Below are 19277 nucleotides of genomic sequence, written 5' to 3' on the forward strand. Positions count from 1 at the left end.
CGGGTAGATTAAGCAGTCTGTCAAGATGAAGATCCATACGGTAGAAATCAATTAGTAGTATCTCATTATACACTTTTCACCAAAAAGCCAGAAGAGCCGGTTGAAGTGACTCAAGCCATGTTGCCCTTGATTCTAAAGAGCCAAAGTGGACGGATTGTCAATATGGCAAGTATCGAAGGATCGTTGACCCTTCACGCCGATCCAAGTTCGTTCATTTATGACTCCAAACCCTTTGCTTATGATGCCTCTAAAGCTGCGGTCAATTCTTTTACCGTGCATTTGGCGCACGAGTTACGAAACACACCCGTAAAGGTCAACAGTGCTCATCCCGGTTGGGTCAAAATCGAATTAGGCGGTGACGGCGCAATGATGGATATTACTGAGGGTGCGAAAACAGGTGTGCAGCTAGCAACTCTCTCTGATGATGGAGCAAGTGGGGGCTTTTTCCACCTCGGTCAGCCTGTTCCTTGGTAGTTTCGGAAACCATATTTTGCGCTTAGGAGGAATCAACCGATGTCTGACGTAAAGCCAGAAGCTCATCAAAATGTTTACCTCCAAAATATCGTTACAGGTGCAACGCCAAATCCAGTCATTCAAAACCCAGATGCGATCGACGAGGAATTCATTGAAGCGGCAAATCGAGTTTTGAAGAATGCAGTTGAACTGATCCGAGTTCTGATTGGCGCTCATCAATCTGCGATCGCCATTATTGTGCAAGAAGATTGGAGTTCTATTCGGAAGTTCTTCTCACTCTCAGAGAAGTATGCAGCGTGGGCAAAATACGATACACCTGCAACTGGATATGGCACACACGGGTGGTTATTGCGCCACAATCAACCTGTACGAATGACCCAAGCGGAACTCGAAGCTCACCCTGAGTGGAAAGGTTTTGGTAACGAGGCGGGCAAGCATCCACCGATGCGAGGTTGGCTTGCTGCCCCGATTGTCGGACAAGATGGAATGAACTGGGGATTGCTACAACTATCCGATAAGTACGAAGGGGAGTTCACGGAAGAAGATGAGAAACACTTCATCAGCTTTGCGAAGTTAGTGTCAGAGACATTAGAAACACTGTGGAACGTGCGTAATCTTCGGAAGAACGCACCAGGAAGATAATAACCGTTTTGCAGCAGACAGATCGAGACTCGAACTCAGTATCATTGACCCTCAACCGTCCGCTGCATTTGATTGGTTTATGCTGCTGCTCAACGTTGCAAAGCTTTCAACCCAAGGTTGGGAAATAGCTGACTCGCAACAGCAAACTGCACCCATGCACTTGCTAAGGTTTCTAAAGTGCGTGCTACCAGAAGATTACCTGCATTAACTGGTTTGTAACCGCAGTCTTCAATGAGACTTGCAGCGATTTGTTTTGCTTCAACGTCGTCACCACAGTAAAAAACGCTAGGAAAATCAGCACCGAATTGTCTTGAGTCTGAAGCAATAATTTCAGCAAATGTAGTATTGAATGCCTCAACAACTTTTGCATTTGGTAGAAGTTTCTGAATGGTTTCAGCAACAGAAATTTTTAAGTCAGTCGCTAGACCGATCGTCTGCCCCGTGAAGTCTGGCTGAATTCCACTCACACAAGTAATGACAATTTTTCCATCCAAAGAGCCAGCCGCATGAATGACCTCTTCCAATGCTGGCAGCCAAACAGCTAGTAAGATAATGTCTTGTGCTGCTGCCTCTTGAATCGTTCCAGCTTTCGCAGTCGCCCCTGCCACTGTTGCCAGCTCAAGCAGCTTATTTTGATCTCGTGAGTAAGAAAAGACGACTTCATGTCCTGCCTTTGCCCAAAGTTTACCTAGCCCAGCACCCATGTTGCCAGCACCAATAATGCCAATTTTCATTTCATTTTCCTTTTTTGATGTGCAAACTTTTACTTAGATCGTTCAATTGATTTTTGCTGCCCAGTTAAACAATAACCAACGACTGCGATCGCAATCGTGAGCAGTGCTGCCACAACGTTTGGATAAATCGAGATTCCACCCAATTCAGGCTCACGAACGGTTCCCAGAACCGGATCGTTGAGGAAACCATAGGATGTTCCAGGCCAAAACCCCGCGCCAATTAGCCCAACCCAGAACGCAGATCCGAGAAATGCAGCCAAACCCATTGAAAAGCGATCGCTGGTGGGACGCACTTTTAAAATTGCTAAAGCGGCACTTCCCAACGAGGCAGCCGCAAAGAAAGACATGGCACAGTGGAGTTTGGCGTGAGGCAACCAAGCCGGGTTGTTCATGTGACCGTTTGCTAACAAAACTGCATCAACTCCAATGGGTATCGTCAGGGTGGAAATAGCTGCGGTGATAAGCAACCATCTGGCGAGTTTTGCTCGATGCATACTGATATACCTCAGTTAAATTGTTAGGGAATAAGAAACGAGGCGCAACGAAACTATCGGGTTTGGCTAGAAAAAATACCTTGGTTATGGGATGAAAAGATAGACCTTTCTTGCGGAATATCTAGAATCAGTTAGGTGATTCTTGCGATTGTTCAAATCGATCGCAGCGTTCAGAATTAACTAAAGTTCTGACGCACTAAGACAGCTTCTGACCGAGCATCCTACTCGGTGCGATCGATTCCTATCGATTCTCGACCTTTTTCCAAGTCGATTGCGTATTAGCGGCGGGTCATTGACCGTGTTTCTCGGTTTCGGAGAATCGACCTCTAAAACTACTTCTGCAAGGATTTCCAGGTGTCCGACGTAAGTTGTAGCATAGACCACTCCGGCAGATGCTCGCGATAGATCTCCAGCAGTCCTTGTGCCGTCTTCTCGATCGCCCAGTCCTGTTGAAGTTCACAAGCCACACTGAGCCAGTTGGTTACCTTCACGCCGTATTGAGTCAGGTTGGCGGTTGAGGCTGCCAGCACCTGATTGCTATAGTTCCCCGAAGCGTCCATGACAAGTCGAACATCGTAGCCCTCCGCCGCCAGAGTCTTTGCGGGAATCCCAACACAGAAGTCTGCTGTGATGCCAGCCGCGATCACTTTTTTGCGACCAGTGACTTCGATCGCTTCTCGTATACGTGGATCGTGCATCGAATTGATTTTGGTGCGATAGATGGGCTGTACGTCGGGGAACAGCTCCAGTATTTCCGGTAGGAACGGACCCAGAGGCCCTGCGGGTCCGAACGCGGCAGCGGACATCACGACCGGAATGTTATGCAGTTTAAGCACTTTTGCCAGCGCGATGCAGTTGTTGCGAAGGTGAATTGGGTCAATATCACCGCAAAATAACATTAATCCTGCTTGGTGGTCAATCAGCAGCGCACAGGCATTTTGGTCGTCAAGCATCTCGAACTTTTCATAATTCATGGAGATTCTCCTTCTGTTTGAACGATCTATAAAGTCTGAAACTGAGCTTTGAAGTAGATGATTCTTGCGATTGCTCAAATCGATCGCAGCGTTTTAGAGTTCAGCCTCAGCCAAAGTTTTCCGGCTCTTTGAGAAAACCTTAGTATGTTCCATGAAATTTCACGAAATTCATGAAGATTTTTTCATTCGATTGCTTTCCGTGTAGTAGCAAATTCCCAAAATGATAAAAAATAGAAAATCCATGTGAACTTGTGTAATTGGGAAACCCCCTAATGAAAATGATTGAAGACCACCATATTCTGGGTCAGCGAATGCCGTTCCAGGATAGAGAATTGCTGGTGCCATTGCCATCCAGTAAAGAGCCGCAAATAAGCAAGACATCTTTAAGTTTTCAATGTCAGTAGAAACCTTGCGAAACCATAGAAAATAAAGCGATATAATCCCGCAAATAAGACCCAAAGTCATCGTTTGTCCGTTATGAAATTTGGCGTGTGGCGGCCAAAGTGGATTGAAAACATGAGTTTCATTGAAATCGGCTAAGAAGGGACTCAGGGAACTAATAACGGCTATGAGAGAGATGGCAAATCTACTTAAATTCAACTTTCTGCTCATTTTTGTCTCCTTTAAGCTAACCCGAATCGTTTTAGTTTGGAAGTGAAACGATAAAGTTCATCTTCCGCCGTACCTCAGTACGCAGTCAAGCCTAGCAAAGATTTCTGCTGACTCACGATCGCGTCAGAAAAAATCCGGATTAATCATTGATTCTTGCCCCATTTATTAGAATCTTGCTATGAGGCTGGACATCAAAAGTGTTTGCGATAGTTGCTAGGTGTTGTACCCGTCAAGTTCCGAAATTGGATTGTCAATTGATTTTGATTGGCAAAACCAACCCGATCGGCAATCATCGAAATTGGTAGTGGAGTTTTTTTCAATAAATGTTTTGCTGATTCGATTCTTTGCTCCATTACATATCGATAGGGTGATACACCGATCGATTGCTTAAATAACCGTGAGAAATAATATTGACTCATCTCTAATTCATCGGCGATCGCTGCAATAGTTAGATTTTCAGCTAAATGATCGTGGATATATGCGATCGCTCGTTGCATTTTCCACTTCGGCATCCCTCCCTGGTAGTCGCGCAAGGGTTTGTGCCAATCTGAATAATGCCTCAACAGATGAATTGAAAGTGCGATCTTCAAGGAGTCTACCAATAACTGACTGCCAAATCGAGCCTCTATAAGTTCTGCTGTCAGAGACTTGCCAATGCGATCGATGAATGTATCCTGCATTGCATAATGCGGAATGAGTTCGATCCGCTCCGTTGTAAATGATTCATAGGCAATTTTAGTCAAGCGATCGGGTTCAAGGGATAACACGGAAAAGGAGGCTTCTTGATTCCAACTGCTCCGATGCTGAACCATTGCCGGGACGATCGCAATATTATTTCCGCCGCCAATCTGCTCTTGCTGCCTGCGTCCATCAAACCAACGTTCTGTCTGAACCAAATCCGAACTGAGTCCGACAACCACAATATGTGTAGTGTGAGCGTATTCAGGTGATTCCCAAGCGGGTTGACAATGTTGTTGAACATGAATTTCATTCCAGCCCAAATTTTCGCTCGATCGCAGCGGCAATCGGGGGACAACTTTCATAACATCATCTTTCTGAGTAAAATCGATAGTTAAGGGCTGTTTTTCTGGCATTTTATAAACTCTGGATGTAAGGACTTGGATCGATTCCGAATGCGATCGCTGGTTAGGTCATATTCTACTCAATCAGTGCTTTCGATCGTTGCAGCGCATTATTCATATAGTTGCGCCAGAGTAAATTGGTAATCAACCAAAGGATTGGAACCGCTAAAACAGACCGTGCATTGAATGTATAACGCCACTCGATCGTAGTCTGACCTGATGAGTTGATACTAAACCACCACTCGCCATTCGCAGAAGTTGTAAGAAACCCCAGCACCCCAGTAAAACCGCTAACCGTGTAGCTAAAGTATCGCGGATGCTCATATTTTGTCAGTAGCTCTTGGACGGAGCTATTATCTGATAAATGTACAGTGCGGGTTTGCCCTGCGATGTCCCAATTTCCAACTTGGTTCTTAATCCCCGTGACAGATGGTAGCAGCCCATAACCTTTAAATATAGAAGTGAGGTCAATAGGCACAATATGCTCAAAAGCCGCTGTTTGACTAGCTGTAACGGTAGTCTTAATGGTTGCTGAAAGTAAGCTCATGAAATCTTCGCCTTTTTGTAATATCTAATATCAAATCTGTTTGCATCGGAATGATATAAACGGAGAAGACAGAGTCCAAGGCAGTGCCGTGTCCCTACAATTCATCGCGGTAGGGAAACGGCACTGCCTTGGACTCTATATCATTCCGATGCAGCCGGATTTGATATCAAACAGCTCTCCTGGACTTGTAGTATCCATCGTCTTTTGTAGTTGAAAAGTAGTTGAGGGTTGTCAGAAGAAATTATTATTTGTAAATCACTTCGACTTCAGAATCTGCTGACGATCGATTGTGTAGCGCAATATAAGATTTAGCGATCGCATCAGGATCGAAATGCGTACCGACTTCTACTGTGCCACAGATAGTCACAGTACCTACATGAATCCCAAACTCCTTCAATTCTTGAGCTAGACAAAATGTCAAACTCCTTAGCCCTGATTTGCCGATCGCCAAAGAGACTAAATCCGCATCTGGATATAATGCTAGACCTCCACCTGTGAGCAAGATTGTGCCTTTCTTACTTGTTTTCATCGCTGGAATCACCTGCTGTGCTGCAACCAAGGCACCAATGACATTCACATTAAAATCGGCGATTAACTTCTCAGGTGTTAGTTCGCTAGGCTTACCCATCGCCATCACGGCGGCATTATAAATCAATACTTCTGGATCTGCCAATTTGCGAATCTCAGTAAAAGCTTGAATTAAGGATTCTTGATTCCCGGCATCTGCTGCAAAGGTATAAACCGTATAGCCTGCCTGACGGAGTTCTTGAGCATTTACTTCTAGTTTTTCCAAATTCCGAGCCATGAGTGCCAAACTGTAGCCTTCCTTGGCAAATGCCTTGGCTACGCCCATGCTCACTCCTGCTCCAAATCCAGCGATCGCACATATCGGTTGATTCATTTTTTTACCCGAATTTACTTCAAAATTATCGGTGTGATAATGAGTGTCATCAACAGCTCAAATTCTAATGTTGCCAATCATCCTATCGTAGATAGCCTTGACATTCGATCGACTTTTGGCAATCCGTACAAAGTGGTTTCATCGTGACCTTAGTTCATGAATGAACTTAAGAGTATTCTACTTTGGATAGAGCCACTTAGCAAATAACTTTGTCACCCGTGGCATGATGATGTAGGTCATTAACGAAACCATGAAAGCTGCACCGATCGCACTGCGTAACAAAGTTGGCAATGGAAAAAGCAATTGATTTAAGAAGGGTGGAATGATGTTAATCAATGGAAAAATCACTAGCCAAGTAACGAGTACCATTTTGTAACGGGGCGGTGGCACGATCGCCCCTTGAATTGGCAAGGTAAACCATGTCTCTAACCCCGTCAGCCGTTGATACTTGGAATTAACAGTTAGCCGCTTGATTCGTTCCAAAAGCCGATGACGAATTGGAGAATTTTCCCAACTGGTCAAATTACTCAAATGGTCGAACTTGAAGACGATGCGATATTCTCGGTTGCTGCGATCGCTTGAACGGAAGATATTCACTCCCAAATGTCCTTCAAATGCCGCAGCAGCGACTAATATATCGCTCAAAACTCGATCGAATTCATCCTCACAACCAGGCTTGACTTGTTGCAGAATATCAACAGTTACTGGAGGATCGTCAGATTGATTCAATGGATTCATGCAAAAAACTTCCAACTAGATTAGCGGTAATCCTTCAGCACCAATTTCTAGACGTACAACTTTTGCCGACTCAATTCCTGATGGCAATGGATATGACATACCACCGTTGCTTACCACGTAAATACTGGTGCGATCGCGCCCAGTACGACCGAATGCTAAGGCTGTAGTTCCTGCCATTCCTTGTTCTGCTTCGGCGATCGTGGTTATTTTACCATCTGGTGTAATCTTGACCACACTGTTATAAATGTGTGTAGTGCCGTAGAGATTACCGTTGCGATCGAAGGCAAAGTCGTCAATGTTTACGCGATCGATAAAAATTGTTGGTTCCCCTGGCTCAGCATCTTCGAGAATCGGAATCCGAACAATATGCTGCTTTTGGGTATTCGATACATAAAGCACATTGTTAAAGATTTTGAGTCCATTAGCTCCGGGAATTTCTTGCTCTGCGGAGGTTCGCGCCAACAAAGGATGTTCGAGCCAAATGCGAGTGCTGACTTGGGCTACATCTAATTCCCAAATCGCACCTCGATAGGAATCAGCGATCGCATAGCGACTACCAGTCAAATGCGTGATTCCATTCAGGAAGATTGCATCTGGCATTGTTAGTAAAGTTTCTACTGAACCTTGAGATGAAACTTTAAAGATGGTGGAAATTCCGTCTTGATTCCAACCTGTCAGCAATAGTTCTGTTTCTGACAGAAAAGCTAGACCTGCTGCCTTACCTGAGATCGTGGCATGAGTTACGGGGATTCGATCTTGCCCGATGCGAACGATCTTTCCTTCAAAATGGTTGGCAATAAATAACGTATTGTCAGAGTCGATCGCAATACTTTCTAGAAATGTATTGGCAGGAAATTCAGCGATTTGTTGGCTTGGCACCAACTCTATAGGAGTGCTTTCAAAGATAGGCGGTAATCCAATTGGTGTAGACATTGCGATCGTTCCTTTTTCGAGTATAGTCAGACAATCCACAAGTTGGTCAGACACTGAAAAGAATGGACAGTGCGACGAGACTTCGATATTATTTGCGCGAAGGGCACTCACCCAACGCTGAATCGAGAGTAGCACAGTCACATCTATAGTTACCAAATGGATACTAATGGAAATGTTTTACCTATGAAATTTGGATGTCCAGTTGAGCTGACGATTGAACGCATTAGTGGAAAGTGGAAAAGTGTGATTCTGTGGTGGCTAAGGCAGCACAGGAAAAGCTTTGGAGAACTGAAACATCTTATTCCTGGAATCTCCGCAAAAATTTTGACGCAGCAATTGCGGGAGTTGGAAAAAGATGGTTTGATCGATCGAGAAGCCTATCGTGAGATGCCTCGACGAGTAGAATACTCCATCACGCCTTTAGGTGAAACTCTCAGCCCGATCATCGAGTTAATGTGTGAATGGGGAAAAAATCAACTGCCTGAATTTAAGTTTGGTTTACGGGATTTGACAGGCTTGCGCGTTCTTATTGTTAGTCCAGAAATGGGAGGTTTTTTGCGATCGGAACTGGAATCTCACGGGGTACAAGTAGCGATCGCTACCTCCACAATCGAGGCGCTACAGACTTTCGATCTAACACAACCTCAAGCCTTAGTCATTGACACAGATATGCCAGACGACCAAGTATACACGCTCGTTCATCAAATCAAAGAGCTGGAGTCAGCGCAAGGCAAGCAAATTGCCACGATCGCACTGATCGCTGTTGCAAGTTCTGGCGATCGTCGGCAAGCTCTTCGCTCTGGTTTCCAGATTTGTCTGACTCAGCCTGTGGATATCGCAGAATTAGTTTGCTCTCTAGCTAGTTTAACTGGGTCGCTAGTAGATAACTAAAGCAGCCCAATATTCCCAATCAACGCCGATTAAGTTTTTACGGTCGGTGTGCATGGGCGTTGTTATGCGCTGATCGGGGAACAAAGCTCAATTAATGACCCTTCTCTAGAACGAACATATGCAACCACTTGACCCCAAGGCTTTATGGTCGGCTCCTTGACAGAAACCGCTCCAGCAGCAATTGCCTTGGTATAGGCAGATGCTACATCATCGGCGACAAACGCCAGCTCAACTCCAAAGGGTGTAGCACTGAGATCGCTTTTTTGATAATGTCCGTCAAGATTCATTTCACCCATCGCATGGGAGGCAAAAGCAAGAACCGTTTCGCCCGTGTTCAACTCGCCATACTCGCCAGACTCATGCAAAAAGCGCGTTTCAAAGCCGAATGCCTCCTTGTAAAAGGTCAGTGCATCTGCAACCGACGAGACGTAGATAATGGTGTAACCAAATTTCATATTTTTGCCTTTTTGAACTTTGATTTCTTTGGTTTTGGGGCCGGAAGCTCACTTGCTGTCAAACGAATAAGATTCGACATCCAATGCCGATCGTCAAGCTGTTCTCCAATCAGAAAGTATGGTTTTGCACCTGGGTATGGGGGGGCTTCTACGATACTATCAATCATCGATCGCCCACCAGCAGTCGCCTTTATGAACAGTTGGTTATCGCAAACAAGCGCGACGACTTTCTCGTCGCAGTAGATCGCATATTCGCCAAACATTTTTTTGAAAGAGACTTGCCCCGCTTGGTTTATTTGATCCAGAATATATTCAACAAAGTTCAAGTCCGAGGACATATATTCTCCTAGCGAATGTAGACAACACATTCTCAAATTGCTGGAATTCAGGATTGAAGTTGTTGCATTAAACCTGCCGCATCGGAAACAGACCAATGTTCGGCAATTTTTCCGTCTCGAACGCGATCGATCCGGATTACGGATGTTGAAATAGTTTTACCTGTTGGTGGAGTGCCATAAAACGTGCCACTGTGTGTACCTTGGCTAGTGATATATGTCGCGATTCGATCGCCTTCGACAACCTGCTGCACGATCTCAATCTCGATGTCGGGGAAAGCGGAGAAAAAATCATCAAAGAATGAATCATGATAGATCCGCAGCGCATTAAGACCGCGATTGTCTGTTCCTAGCATCGCATGGTTTACACAATCTTCTGCCCAGAAATCTTTCAATGCCGAGAGATCGCGACCGTTCCAAACCACTTGGATAAAGTTCTGGACGATCTGCTTGTTTTTATCAGATTCGTTCATCGGTTTTTCTCCGGAGATTAGTCCTTAATAGGGCAGTATACAATTTCAAAAGTCTGAATGATTTTATCGACGTAGGCGTTGATTATGCAACAAGTTAGTTCAGCGCTTTACGGAAAACGATCTTGTCCTCGCCCGCCTTGTAGAACTCGCGGATTCGTGCTTCCTCGTCGTAACCGCTCTTGCGGTAGAACGATCGAACGTACTCGAAGCTCTCCAGTCCCGATGTTTCCACAAGTAGCACGCGATCGCCGCGCTGCGCTAACATCTGTTCGACGTGGGCTAGCAGTGCTGCACCGCGTCCTTGCTGCTGACGATCGGGGTGGACGGCAATTAGATATAGATTCCACGTCCCCTCGGTCATTCGTTCCGGCGCAACATAGGCGACCCCCACCAGCCCGTCGTCATCGTCGGTGAGCCAGATGTCTTGGCTATTTTTGCCGTCGAAGTGGTCTGCCAGCATGAGGGCGAGTTCTTCGGTCTCGTGCGGCTCGAATCCAATTGCCTCAACTAAGGCGATTAATGCAGTCGTGTCATCGGGCGCGATCGATCGAATCATAGCAAACTCCGTGGGTATGCAAATCTAGGCAGATTTCTGAAACAGTTTAGACACAGCACCTCTCAAAATGTGCGGTATTAGCTTTGGCCCAGGCAAGAATACAATCCCTAACTGTTGCATTAATCCCAGTGCATCGCCCTGGCCCCAATGCTCCGCGATTTTGCCGTTTTCGATGCGATCGATGTGCATAACAGCTAAGCTAATTTGTTTTCCCGTGGGTGGCAAACCTTGAAATTCTCCGAGGTGTGTTGCTGTGAATTTTCCGCACGTCACCACTTTATCACCTGCAACTATGACCTCATCAAAAACGTGTTCACCCTGACTGAAAGCTAGATAAAACGACATCCCGAACTGCTTGAACTCCTCCCCGTTTAATGGCTTTGGCATTCCGGCCATGCGAGCAATAAAATTCGGCGCTAACAGTTCTAAGGCTTGTTCCATTTTGCGATCGTCAAAAGCTTTGTAGAACTGGAGAACGATTGCTTTGTTTTGGTCAGTCATTCGACTTTTGATTTTTGATTTTTGATTGATTCCACGGATAAATCCTCTTTCTTGTAGCATCAAGAAATTATTGGTCAGAGCCTTGCGGAACTCAATCTCTGAAGTCTGGCAGCACCAAAGGTGGCATTGAACTTGCGACACCAAATTGCCGCCGAAGCAAAATCTTCTGAGTTGATGCTGGCAGGAATCACATAGCTTTGAGCACCGCTGTATGACTTGAGTGGCGCGATCGACACATAGTCCCCTTTCTTGATGGGATAGGCTGGGGGAACTGTCGAGCCAATAACATCGGGCGATTTGTGCAAAATCACGACCAAATCAGGACCAGACGTTGAGGTTTGAAATGCTCGATCGAGTTCCAGAATGCGCTCATCCCCTTTCTGGACAATGCGGGCAGTGCCTTTTGTGGGGTGTTCGCCATCGACAAAAGTGCCAGAAGTTAGAACTTTTGCGGCTTGAGCCCTTGCGGGTGTCGTCACTGGCTTAGTTGGAGGGGAAGCTGCCACAGGCGTTGGCATTGTTTCAGAAGTACCGGATGACGCAATAGCAGTTCGATCGCCAGCGGTTTTGATGCAGCCGATCGCAATTGTTGACACAAAGGTAATACTAGCAAAGTTGAAATAGCGGCGTTTCATAAAAAGCTTCCTCCTTAAAACATTAAACTCCCCGGAAACCGATCGCCGTTGACATTGCCTCGCGAGGACTGGGGTTAACTAATTCTCGATTTATTTTAGCCTCATATAGGTTGCCAATAAAACCCAAGACAATCCCCACAAACAACAAACTTCCCCCTAAATATTGAGCTAAAGTAGGAGCTTCCCCTAAAATTAAATATCCCATAACTATAGCTGCAATTGGATTCAATAAACTGGCTAAATTGAGTTCCGTTGAAGTTGCATTTTTTAAACCAGCCAACCAACATAATTGACCCAGGACGACAATAACCGCCGCATAGATTATCATCCATTGCCACAGAAAAGGAGATAACACTTCTGCAAAATGGTTTGGCCCGTAAAGGAGATTAGCCAATAGGAAAAAAATTACCGTCCCCAGAATATTGCGATAAATTGTAAAAATTCCCAAGGGAATCGATTGTAATTGCAGTTTACCAACGACGGTAGCAATGGAACCAATGATCGCTGCGATCGCCACACAAATTTCTCCTATTCCAATTTGAAATCCAGCCATCGTCATCATCGGCCCTGAACTCCCTAAAAAAGCAGTCACTATCACCCCAGCCAAGGAAACCAGAGCCCCTGCACTTGCCCAAAAATTGACCCGCGATCCCAACAGCCAAACACCCAACACCAGGGTTAAAATTGGTTCGATACGCCCAATTAACACGATATTAGTAATATTTGTCTGTCCGAGGGCTTGAAAAATTAACGCAGGAACGATCGCCCCCGACAAAATACCTGTAATGGTTAAACTAATCCAATCTTTACCAGTCAAAGCTTTCAGAGTCTGCGGTTGCCAATCTTGATGAAAAATTAGAGTCATTAACCCCAAAGCACAGATATTACCCACAAATAAAACATTGCACAGTGAGATGGGATTTCTGCCATCGATCGCATGATTTTGACCAATCTCAACTATTTTTTTAGTAACAGAATTAGAAGTTGCAAAAATCAAAACAGCTATGCCAAGATACATCGGGGCAGGAACTTTCATTAAAATTATATGCACTTTATTGGCAACTTTCATTCTTTTTATTGATGTTGATTTTATAAAATGAATTCAGGCAATAATTCAAAAATTTTAAACGAACCGCGAAGACGCGAAGAACGCGAAAAACCGAAACAGAAGAGAGTTTCACGACTCATTTAAACTATAAAACTTTACATTAAATTAGTTTAAGGTGATGCCTTTTCATAGCCAATTTGGGGAGCAGAATAAATGGAGATAAACACAGCATCTTCACTATTGTCATTCACTGCACCATGAATCTGATTTTTGTCTGCGATCGCAACTTCACCAGCATTCAAGCTTTGGCTTTGACCATTCCCTAAATAATACGTCAAAGCGCCCCGTAGCATCACCCAGGTATCTTGTCCATCCGGGTGACAATGAGCTTCTACAATTTGCCCAGGCTTGACTCCCCAAATAGCGATACTAGCATTTTTAGTCTTAATAATTTCAGTCACCGTAGCAGATTCATCCGAGAAACGCACATCAGCTTCCAGGGGAAAAACTCTTGATTTCATCATTTGAAAATTACCGTTTTATTTGGGTTGCGGACAGGTTTTATTGGTGAAATCACATTGATAAATGTATTGTGATTGCCAATGGAGGGGAATCTCTAGTAAATCTCTTGTACCAGTCATTCCCTGACCGATAAACAGCAGTAGAGCAAAACAATTGAGAATAATATGAGCGGTGCGCCAGCGATTTTGTCTATCCTGATAAATATCTTGGACGATCGCCACTGAAAAAATCATTAATAAAGCGGCTGTAATACCGTAGTAGTAATGGGAAACAAACCATTCATTATCTCGACGAAAGATTTCTGGTTGAAACCCTAAAATCATCAATCCCATTCCCGTAAAAGTGGCAAAAATGCCTCGCCATAGTTTAACTTTTGCCTTAAATATTAGCGTGAAAGAAGCAATGCTTAACAGGAAAATGGCGATCGCAAAAAAGACTCGAAAGGGTTCTTTGGTCAAGGTGTCGTTACTGAGCATTTTTGAAAAAATGGGATAGGCCATTCCCAGTAGGGCAACCCCTACAACTGAGCCGCTCAACCAACTACCGATCGCTACGTGCTCGGAACCTACTACGGGCGGAATTTTACTTTTTTCGCCACCGGCAACTTGCAGACGACGTTGACGGGTGAGTAGGGCGCGATTCACCACAATGCCGATTAAGGGAAAAACCACGATAATGGCGATCGCCGGATGTAACAATGCAAAGAAGTCTTGAAGTTCCATGTTAAATATCCATTCAATTATATATATCGCGAATTTTCCCTTACTTACACTCAGCAAGGGAACAGGCAAATTACTTCACTTCAGCGGCGGGAAAACTCGCTACTCTCCCTTGTTTCACAGCGACAACAACATCAAAGGTTGCACAGTAAGAGAAGGTAACATTGTTGGCCTTGTTGTAGAGATTGACCACCATGCCTGCCCCACCGGGTTGTACTCCTAATGGTAATAAATCACCATAGAAAAATCGTCGCAATTGGTCGCCACTACCAACTTGTCCTTTACTTTTAGTAATAATCTGGATCTTTTCCTGAACCGTTATTTCCGGGGCTGCTATTGCCGTATTTTGGAATTTTGGCAAAAAGCTATGTACAGCTACATCTCCCGCACTGATAGCGCTAGCAATAGCGAGGGTGGCGAACAGAGGACTGAGGGATTTGAGTTTTAACATCTTCGTTTTTTGGTGAGAATGGTTGATGCGAACATCATCATCTATTTCAATTTTTTTGAGAAGGAGGCATAATAGAATATACTATATGCCATTTTGGAATAGGTACGGTATGGATCGAATTGCCTGTATGCAGACTTTCGTTCGGGCGATCGAAATGAAGAGTTTTTCGGCCGTAGCGCGGGAACAACAGACGACGCAACCGACAATTAGCAAGCAAATCGCCGCTCTGGAAAAATATCTGGGGGTACAATTAATCACTCGTTCAACTACCAACTTGAGTTTGACTGAGGAGGGGAAAAGATACTATCAATACTGTCAGCAAATTTTGGAAACCGTCGCCGAAGCGGAGGCCAGTTTAACAGGAAAAGAACGAGCAACAGGTATTTTGCGATTGGGCTGTCCCGTGCTGTTTGGGGAAAAGCAGATTGTCCCCCGTTTAAAAGCCTTTATGAAACGCTATCCCGATGTCAAGATCGATCTGATGATGGCCGATAGTTTTGTGGACATTGTAGAGAATGGATTAGACCTGTTGATCCGCATTGGTAATCGTCCCGATAGTTCCCTGATTAGCCATCGCATTGGCACGACTCGCCGCGTCACAGTGGCAACAACAGGCTATTTTGAGCAAGCGGGAGAACCTCAAACACCGGATGATTTAGTGGATCGTGATTGTATTGTCTATACGCATCTGTCAACAGGCAATGAATGGCATTTTCAAGGAACAGATGGCACTATCAAGGTGCAAGTTGGGGGTTGTTTTCAAACTAATAGTTCTGTGGCGATTCGAGCAGCAGTGTTATCGGGTTTGGGGATTGCGGTAGCGCCGGTCTGGATGTTTGGTGATGAAATTTACCGGGGCGATCTCAAGGTTGTGTTGGAGGATTATCAACCAACTCCGTTACCAATTAATGGGGTATATCGTCGCAGCCGTTTTTATCCAGCAAAAATAACTTGTTTTATTGATTTTTTAGAGGCAGAATTTAAGCTCGATCCGTGGGTTTGAGATTAATTAGTATTCTATTCTCTTCTGGCAATTATAGAAACAAGAACAATTAAGACTAAAAAAGAAAAGGGCTATCCCACCGAATTTTACGGCGATCGATTGGTAATTTTGAAGTCTTGGGTATGACGATCGAGGCACGATCGGTTCCTAAAAATTCTCAACTCCACCTTCTAGTTCATTCAAGTCATCTGCCGTTAAGGGCGATCGAGCGCTATGGCGGACATACAATACATAAACCGTAGTATCTCGAATCGCAAACAAGACCCGGTAAATGTTTTTGGATTTCCCATAAAGTAACTGCCGAACTTCTTCAGGAAAAATCTCGCTTTCAACGGCTCGCGCCACAGCGCCGAGGTTTTTCTTGGAGTGTTGCGATTTCATTCATCAAACCTCGAAACCAGCGATCGGCAAAATCGGGATTGCGCTCTCGATACCAGCGGTAGACTTGCTCAATCTCAGAAGAGGCGATCGGGGTAATTTCAACCTGAAATGTCATATTTCTGCTGCATTTCTTGGACAAAATTTTCGATAGGGCGAGTAAGTCCTGCGTTGAGTTCCTCGAAGCCTTGCTGAATACCTGCAATTGTTTCCAATTGATCGATCAGTTGGCGCAGTTTAATTGGATCTATTTTGTTTGGATCGAGAAAGGTGACGAGAACTTGAGAGCGATCGCTAATATCTTGTGGTAACGAGGCTAGCTGAATCTGCCCATTATGATAAATGCCTTCAATGGTTTTTAGCATGAGTTGCAGTTTGGTTAGTGCTTCTATTTTAGCAAATGCGGAGCTATCTACGCCGTAAATTCTGGGAAATATTTGTCTACAAAGTCCATAACCTTTTGAAAGTGAAGAATTCCTTCCTCTGCGCTTAGTGTCCCATACTCTTGGTCTCGATATCTCATTTTCCAATTATCGGGGTTTTCTAGATAAACCTGTGCATAATCTGTTCCATGCCTGCTATCTAACCACCATAATGCTCCAATAGCCCATTCTTGGTCATACTTTCGATCGCCAACGGGTAAGTAGGTGTCGAGATACGATCGCAAAATTCTTACCGACTCAGCATCGTCAAAACGAGCTAATGCAAAACAATGAAATTGTCCTGCATAACAAGTTCGGCTTGGAATTAGCAAAGTTTCAATTTTATTGAGATGTTGGGAAAAGCGCCCAATTCCACAAAGCCAACTTGCAGTAATTGTATGCCTCCAACAACCGTTATACATCTGGATCAGTTCTTCGTCATTTACTTCATCTAGAGCAACTTTTGTCGAGTCCACAAATGCATCTACATCTTTGCCAATCCCTAAAAAGTTACCGTGTAAAACCTTGAGATAAAGTGGCTTGACAAAATGCTCTCTAATATAGTCTGTCATTGTGTTTGAGTAGGAAATTGTTAAGACTAAACATCTCAAAGATAACATCATCGCAAATTGACGCGAACCTCTAATAGACAAGCTCCAGCCCCAACAAAAATAGAAAACCCCCAAACCATTTTAAAAATCAAGTTTGGGGGTTTTATTCCTAAATCCAGTTCAAATTATAACTTACTCGGCTCGATCGCCGGAGCGCGCAGAGACACAGTTCGATCCGTAGCAGCCTTAGCCACTAGAGATGGCACTGAATCCCGCAACTTTGCAGTCAACTGAACAGTCGTCGCATCGTAAACCTGAGTCAGCATCTTCGGATACAAACCAATGCCAATAATCGGCACTAACAGCGCAGCAATAATAAACACTTCTCGCGGTTCTGCATCCACCAATTCTTCGTGTTCCACCAATTCCTTATTCTCAGAACCGTAGAAGATTTCCCGCAGCATCGACAGCAGGTAAATCGGAGTCAAAATTACGCCAACAGCAGCCAGAAATACCACGCAAACCTTGAACACCGGATTGTAAGCGTCGCTGGTTGCAAAGCCTACAAATACCATCAATTCTGCGACAAAACCGCTCATTCCCGGCAAAGCTAAAGATGCCATAGAGCAAGCTGTCCACATGGCGAAAACCTTACGCATTTTCTTGCCTACTCCGCCCATTTCGTCGAGCATCAGGGTGTGCGTGCGATCGTAAGTGCAACCCACCATAAAGAACAAACTCGCCCCGATCAAACCGTGGGAAACCATTTGCAGCATAGCGCCGCTCGTTCCCAAATCGGTAAACGAAGCTATCCCAATCAGCACAAACCCCATGTGCGAAATCGAAGAATAGGCAATTTTGCGCTTCAAGTTGCGCTGAGCAAAGGAGGTTAAGGCGGCGTAAACAATGTTTACTACACCCAAAATTACTAAGAGGGGTGCGAAGGTAGCGTGAGCATCGGGGAGCATTCCCGCATTCATCCGCAGTAAGGCGTAGCCGCCCATTTTCAGCAGAATTCCTGCTAGCAACATATGGGCGGGTGCGGTTGCTTCGCCGTGGGCGTCTGGGAGCCAAGTGTGCAGGGGGAAAATTGGCAGTTTGACGCCGTAGGCTATTAAGAAACCTGTGTACAAGAGCAATTCTACATTGGGGGCGAATTCTTTGGCTGCGATCGCCCGCATATCGAAAGTCACTGTATCGCCATAAAACGCCATTGTCAGGGCGCCAACCAAAATAAACAGCGAACCGCCTGCCGTGTACAAGATAAACTTAGTTGCTGCGTAGAGGCGCTTTTTGCCACCCCAGATGGACAAAATTAGGTAAATCGGGACTAATTCTAGTTCCCAAACCAGGAAAAACAGCAACATATCCTGCACGGCAAAAACTGCGATTTGCCCGCCGTACATTGTCAGCATCAAAAAGTAAAATAGCTTTGGTTTAAGTGTGACCGGCCAAGCTGCTAAAGTCGCCAGGGTAGTAATAAAACCTGTCAGCAAAATCAACGGCATTGACAAACCGTCAGCACCGACTGACCAATTTAAATCAAGTTGCTGCACCCAAGTATAACTTTCTACCAGTTGCAAGTCTGGATTGCTGAAGTCGTACTGAGTGCAAAAAGCGTAAACAAGTAGGGCAAAATCGATCAAACCCACAATTAGTGCATACCACCGCACCGTCTTGCCATCCTTATCGGGAATCAAAGGAATTAGCAATGCCGCAGCAATGGGAAACAGAATTGTTGTTGTTAACCAGGGAAAGTTAGCTGTATCCATTGCGTTTTAAAATTATCCATCAATTATTAGGTTTAAACACATTTTGGCGATTTTGGTCTAAATTTTATACTTTCTTTATACGAAACAATTCTTTTTGTAATGTTTGCGACGATTTGTGCGATCGCACAATTTGAGTTTAATCAAAGATTTATTTCTATTGGCTAATTGTAAATTCTGAGTTATTGAGCTAATACCCGTTCTTAAAATATCTTCTGGTGGGAAATGGCAATGCCCTTCTTCGTGTCAACTTAAGCTGTCAGTCCACCAGGGAATTCATATCGTTTCCGGTTGGATCGGAATGATTTAACCACAGAGAACGCAGAGAACACAGAGGGAGATAAGAGAGATGAATACAGGACGATGAAGAGTGGATATGATATCATTCCCTGTCGGACTCTCGGTTTTACCTTAAGTTGAGACTCACAGGCAATGCC

Annotated in this window: 26 protein-coding genes and 3 pseudogenes; 5 read left to right on the top strand and 24 right to left on the bottom strand. The window is 44.6% G+C overall.

Annotated elements, in window-relative coordinates:
• The first annotated feature begins 105 nt into the window (after positions 1 to 105).
• On the top strand, positions 106 to 474 hold the full coding sequence (locus JGK16_RS20395; RefSeq protein WP_293192172.1) for an SDR family NAD(P)-dependent oxidoreductase: 369 nt from the start codon (positions 106 to 108) through the stop codon (positions 472 to 474).
• 39 nt (positions 475 to 513) lie between these two features.
• Positions 514 to 1116, top strand: a complete 603-nt coding sequence (locus JGK16_RS20400) for a GAF domain-containing protein (RefSeq protein WP_293187226.1) — start codon at positions 514 to 516, stop codon at positions 1114 to 1116.
• A gap of 89 nt (positions 1117 to 1205) precedes the next feature.
• Here the strand turns inward: JGK16_RS20400 and JGK16_RS20405 are convergent.
• The 9 genes and pseudogenes from JGK16_RS20405 to JGK16_RS20445 form a co-directional block, all read right to left on the bottom strand.
• A pseudogene (locus JGK16_RS20405) lies at positions 1206 to 1856 on the bottom strand (NADPH-dependent F420 reductase); the annotation flags it as partial.
• A gap of 23 nt (positions 1857 to 1879) precedes the next feature.
• Positions 1880 to 2344 (bottom strand): DUF6640 family protein, encoded by a 465-nt coding sequence (locus JGK16_RS20410; RefSeq protein ID WP_293192174.1) that lies wholly within the window; start codon positions 2342 to 2344, stop codon positions 1880 to 1882.
• Positions 2345 to 2676: 332 nt separating this feature from the next.
• On the bottom strand, positions 2677 to 3318 hold the full coding sequence (locus JGK16_RS20415) for an isochorismatase family protein (protein WP_293192176.1): 642 nt from the start codon (positions 3316 to 3318) through the stop codon (positions 2677 to 2679).
• 168 nt (positions 3319 to 3486) lie between these two features.
• Positions 3487 to 3930, bottom strand: a complete 444-nt coding sequence (locus JGK16_RS20420) for a DUF6640 family protein (protein WP_293187073.1) — start codon at positions 3928 to 3930, stop codon at positions 3487 to 3489.
• Between the two features lie 191 nt (positions 3931 to 4121).
• Complete coding sequence (locus tag JGK16_RS20425; RefSeq protein ID WP_293187074.1) at positions 4122 to 5024, bottom strand: AraC family transcriptional regulator; 903 nt, start codon at positions 5022 to 5024, stop codon at positions 4122 to 4124.
• A gap of 64 nt (positions 5025 to 5088) precedes the next feature.
• Positions 5089 to 5559, bottom strand: coding sequence for an SRPBCC family protein (locus tag JGK16_RS20430; RefSeq protein WP_293187075.1), 471 nt, complete (start codon positions 5557 to 5559; stop codon positions 5089 to 5091).
• Between the two features lie 244 nt (positions 5560 to 5803).
• A complete protein-coding gene (locus JGK16_RS20435; RefSeq protein WP_293187076.1) occupies positions 5804 to 6460 on the bottom strand; it encodes an SDR family NAD(P)-dependent oxidoreductase in 657 nt (218 codons plus the stop codon).
• Positions 6461 to 6637: 177 nt separating this feature from the next.
• Entirely contained in the window at positions 6638 to 7198 is a 561-nt protein-coding gene (locus JGK16_RS20440) for an antibiotic biosynthesis monooxygenase (protein ID WP_293187077.1), read from the bottom strand.
• Positions 7199 to 7213: 15 nt separating this feature from the next.
• Entirely contained in the window at positions 7214 to 8131 is a 918-nt protein-coding gene (locus tag JGK16_RS20445) for an SMP-30/gluconolactonase/LRE family protein (protein WP_293192178.1), read from the bottom strand.
• Between the two features lie 183 nt (positions 8132 to 8314).
• On the opposite strand from JGK16_RS20445, the pseudogene JGK16_RS20450 reads away from it, so the two are divergent.
• Both JGK16_RS20450 and JGK16_RS20455 read left to right on the top strand, forming a co-directional pair.
• Positions 8315 to 8611, top strand: a pseudogene (locus JGK16_RS20450) (helix-turn-helix domain-containing protein); the annotation flags it as partial.
• A gap of 75 nt (positions 8612 to 8686) precedes the next feature.
• Positions 8687 to 9022 (top strand): annotated as a pseudogene (locus JGK16_RS20455) (response regulator); the annotation flags it as partial.
• A gap of 62 nt (positions 9023 to 9084) precedes the next feature.
• Here the strand turns inward: JGK16_RS20455 and JGK16_RS20460 are convergent.
• The 10 genes from JGK16_RS20460 to JGK16_RS20505 all read right to left on the bottom strand — a co-directional run bounded on the left by JGK16_RS20460 (position 9085) and on the right by JGK16_RS20505 (position 14717).
• A complete protein-coding gene (locus tag JGK16_RS20460) occupies positions 9085 to 9477 on the bottom strand; it encodes a VOC family protein (protein WP_293192181.1) in 393 nt (130 codons plus the stop codon).
• On the bottom strand, positions 9474 to 9803 hold the full coding sequence (locus JGK16_RS20465; protein ID WP_293192183.1) for a TfoX/Sxy family protein: 330 nt from the start codon (positions 9801 to 9803) through the stop codon (positions 9474 to 9476). The genes JGK16_RS20460 and JGK16_RS20465 overlap by 4 nt, the downstream gene beginning before the upstream one ends.
• Positions 9804 to 9862: 59 nt before the next feature.
• Positions 9863 to 10285, bottom strand: coding sequence for an ester cyclase (locus tag JGK16_RS20470; protein WP_293192186.1), 423 nt, complete (start codon positions 10283 to 10285; stop codon positions 9863 to 9865).
• Positions 10286 to 10379: 94 nt separating this feature from the next.
• Positions 10380 to 10841, bottom strand: a complete 462-nt coding sequence (locus JGK16_RS20475) for a GNAT family N-acetyltransferase (RefSeq protein WP_293192189.1) — start codon at positions 10839 to 10841, stop codon at positions 10380 to 10382.
• Positions 10842 to 10865: 24 nt separating this feature from the next.
• The gene (locus JGK16_RS20480) at positions 10866 to 11342 is read right to left on the bottom strand and encodes an ester cyclase (protein ID WP_293192192.1); all 477 of its coding nucleotides are present in this window, start codon (positions 11340 to 11342) and stop codon (positions 10866 to 10868) included.
• A 74-nt stretch (positions 11343 to 11416) separates the two neighbouring features.
• A complete protein-coding gene (locus JGK16_RS20485; RefSeq protein WP_293182534.1) occupies positions 11417 to 11977 on the bottom strand; it encodes a DM13 domain-containing protein in 561 nt (186 codons plus the stop codon).
• A 22-nt stretch (positions 11978 to 11999) separates the two neighbouring features.
• On the bottom strand, positions 12000 to 13046 hold the full coding sequence (locus JGK16_RS20490) for a DMT family transporter (RefSeq protein ID WP_293192194.1): 1047 nt from the start codon (positions 13044 to 13046) through the stop codon (positions 12000 to 12002).
• A gap of 149 nt (positions 13047 to 13195) precedes the next feature.
• The gene (locus JGK16_RS20495) at positions 13196 to 13549 is read right to left on the bottom strand and encodes a cupin domain-containing protein (protein ID WP_293192196.1); all 354 of its coding nucleotides are present in this window, start codon (positions 13547 to 13549) and stop codon (positions 13196 to 13198) included.
• A 15-nt stretch (positions 13550 to 13564) separates the two neighbouring features.
• Complete coding sequence (locus JGK16_RS20500; protein ID WP_293192198.1) at positions 13565 to 14269, bottom strand: DUF4079 domain-containing protein; 705 nt, start codon at positions 14267 to 14269, stop codon at positions 13565 to 13567.
• Positions 14270 to 14339: 70 nt separating this feature from the next.
• Positions 14340 to 14717, bottom strand: a complete 378-nt coding sequence (locus JGK16_RS20505; protein WP_293182542.1) for a hypothetical protein — start codon at positions 14715 to 14717, stop codon at positions 14340 to 14342.
• Positions 14718 to 14802: 85 nt separating this feature from the next.
• On the opposite strand from JGK16_RS20505, the gene JGK16_RS20510 reads away from it, so the two are divergent.
• The gene (locus JGK16_RS20510; RefSeq protein ID WP_293192200.1) at positions 14803 to 15720 is read left to right on the top strand and encodes a LysR family transcriptional regulator; all 918 of its coding nucleotides are present in this window, start codon (positions 14803 to 14805) and stop codon (positions 15718 to 15720) included.
• 147 nt (positions 15721 to 15867) lie between these two features.
• Here JGK16_RS20510 and JGK16_RS20515 read toward each other — a convergent pair whose 3' ends face one another.
• The 5 genes from JGK16_RS20515 to ndhD1 all read right to left on the bottom strand — a co-directional run bounded on the left by JGK16_RS20515 (position 15868) and on the right by ndhD1 (position 18843).
• The gene (locus JGK16_RS20515) at positions 15868 to 16065 is read right to left on the bottom strand and encodes a hypothetical protein (RefSeq protein ID WP_293192203.1); all 198 of its coding nucleotides are present in this window, start codon (positions 16063 to 16065) and stop codon (positions 15868 to 15870) included.
• The gene (locus JGK16_RS20520) at positions 16049 to 16216 is read right to left on the bottom strand and encodes a hypothetical protein (RefSeq protein ID WP_293192206.1); all 168 of its coding nucleotides are present in this window, start codon (positions 16214 to 16216) and stop codon (positions 16049 to 16051) included. The genes JGK16_RS20515 and JGK16_RS20520 overlap by 17 nt, the downstream gene beginning before the upstream one ends.
• On the bottom strand, positions 16200 to 16463 hold the full coding sequence (locus JGK16_RS20525) for a hypothetical protein (protein ID WP_293192209.1): 264 nt from the start codon (positions 16461 to 16463) through the stop codon (positions 16200 to 16202). The genes JGK16_RS20520 and JGK16_RS20525 overlap by 17 nt, the downstream gene beginning before the upstream one ends.
• A 47-nt stretch (positions 16464 to 16510) precedes the next feature.
• Positions 16511 to 17092: a DUF6000 family protein gene (locus JGK16_RS20530; RefSeq protein ID WP_293192211.1), complete on the bottom strand. Its 582-nt coding sequence runs from the start codon at positions 17090 to 17092 to the stop codon at positions 16511 to 16513.
• A 164-nt stretch (positions 17093 to 17256) separates the two neighbouring features.
• On the bottom strand, positions 17257 to 18843 hold the full coding sequence (gene ndhD1 / locus JGK16_RS20535) for a photosynthetic/respiratory NAD(P)H-quinone oxidoreductase subunit D1 (protein ID WP_293192213.1): 1587 nt from the start codon (positions 18841 to 18843) through the stop codon (positions 17257 to 17259).
• Between the last annotated feature and the right edge of the window lie 434 nt (positions 18844 to 19277).

This window comes from Microcoleus sp. PH2017_09_SFU_O_A (assembly GCF_020738625.1).
In the GTDB taxonomy this organism is placed as follows: domain Bacteria; phylum Cyanobacteriota; class Cyanobacteriia; order Cyanobacteriales; family Microcoleaceae; genus Microcoleus.

Bases quoted from the DNA above. Each gene is read 5' to 3' on its own strand.
- JGK16_RS20495 (WP_293192196.1), bottom strand. From the start codon at position 13,549: ATGATGAAATCAAGAGTTTTTCCCCTGGAAGCTGATGTGCGTTTCTCG.
- JGK16_RS20410 (WP_293192174.1), bottom strand. From the start codon at position 2,344: ATGCATCGAGCAAAACTCGCCAGATGGTTGCTTATCACCGCAGCTATT.
- JGK16_RS20530 (WP_293192211.1), bottom strand. From the start codon at position 17,092: ATGACAGACTATATTAGAGAGCATTTTGTCAAGCCACTTTATCTCAAG.
- JGK16_RS20500 (WP_293192198.1), bottom strand. From the start codon at position 14,269: ATGGAACTTCAAGACTTCTTTGCATTGTTACATCCGGCGATCGCCATT.
- JGK16_RS20480 (WP_293192192.1), bottom strand. From the start codon at position 11,342: ATGACTGACCAAAACAAAGCAATCGTTCTCCAGTTCTACAAAGCTTTT.
- JGK16_RS20485 (WP_293182534.1), bottom strand. From the start codon at position 11,977: ATGAAACGCCGCTATTTCAACTTTGCTAGTATTACCTTTGTGTCAACA.
- JGK16_RS20520 (WP_293192206.1), bottom strand. From the start codon at position 16,216: ATGACATTTCAGGTTGAAATTACCCCGATCGCCTCTTCTGAGATTGAG.
- JGK16_RS20460 (WP_293192181.1), bottom strand. From the start codon at position 9,477: ATGAAATTTGGTTACACCATTATCTACGTCTCGTCGGTTGCAGATGCA.
- JGK16_RS20510 (WP_293192200.1), top strand. From the start codon at position 14,803: ATGCCATTTTGGAATAGGTACGGTATGGATCGAATTGCCTGTATGCAG.
- JGK16_RS20440 (WP_293187077.1), bottom strand. From the start codon at position 7,198: ATGAATCCATTGAATCAATCTGACGATCCTCCAGTAACTGTTGATATT.
- JGK16_RS20525 (WP_293192209.1), bottom strand. From the start codon at position 16,463: ATGCTAAAAACCATTGAAGGCATTTATCATAATGGGCAGATTCAGCTA.
- JGK16_RS20415 (WP_293192176.1), bottom strand. From the start codon at position 3,318: ATGAATTATGAAAAGTTCGAGATGCTTGACGACCAAAATGCCTGTGCG.
- ndhD1 (WP_293192213.1), bottom strand. From the start codon at position 18,843: ATGGATACAGCTAACTTTCCCTGGTTAACAACAACAATTCTGTTTCCC.
- JGK16_RS20470 (WP_293192186.1), bottom strand. From the start codon at position 10,285: ATGAACGAATCTGATAAAAACAAGCAGATCGTCCAGAACTTTATCCAA.
- JGK16_RS20505 (WP_293182542.1), bottom strand. From the start codon at position 14,717: ATGTTAAAACTCAAATCCCTCAGTCCTCTGTTCGCCACCCTCGCTATT.
- JGK16_RS20430 (WP_293187075.1), bottom strand. From the start codon at position 5,559: ATGAGCTTACTTTCAGCAACCATTAAGACTACCGTTACAGCTAGTCAA.
- JGK16_RS20420 (WP_293187073.1), bottom strand. From the start codon at position 3,930: ATGAGCAGAAAGTTGAATTTAAGTAGATTTGCCATCTCTCTCATAGCC.
- JGK16_RS20400 (WP_293187226.1), top strand. From the start codon at position 514: ATGTCTGACGTAAAGCCAGAAGCTCATCAAAATGTTTACCTCCAAAAT.
- JGK16_RS20425 (WP_293187074.1), bottom strand. From the start codon at position 5,024: ATGCCAGAAAAACAGCCCTTAACTATCGATTTTACTCAGAAAGATGAT.
- JGK16_RS20475 (WP_293192189.1), bottom strand. From the start codon at position 10,841: ATGATTCGATCGATCGCGCCCGATGACACGACTGCATTAATCGCCTTA.
- JGK16_RS20445 (WP_293192178.1), bottom strand. From the start codon at position 8,131: ATGTCTACACCAATTGGATTACCGCCTATCTTTGAAAGCACTCCTATA.
- JGK16_RS20435 (WP_293187076.1), bottom strand. From the start codon at position 6,460: ATGAATCAACCGATATGTGCGATCGCTGGATTTGGAGCAGGAGTGAGC.
- JGK16_RS20490 (WP_293192194.1), bottom strand. From the start codon at position 13,046: ATGAAAGTTGCCAATAAAGTGCATATAATTTTAATGAAAGTTCCTGCC.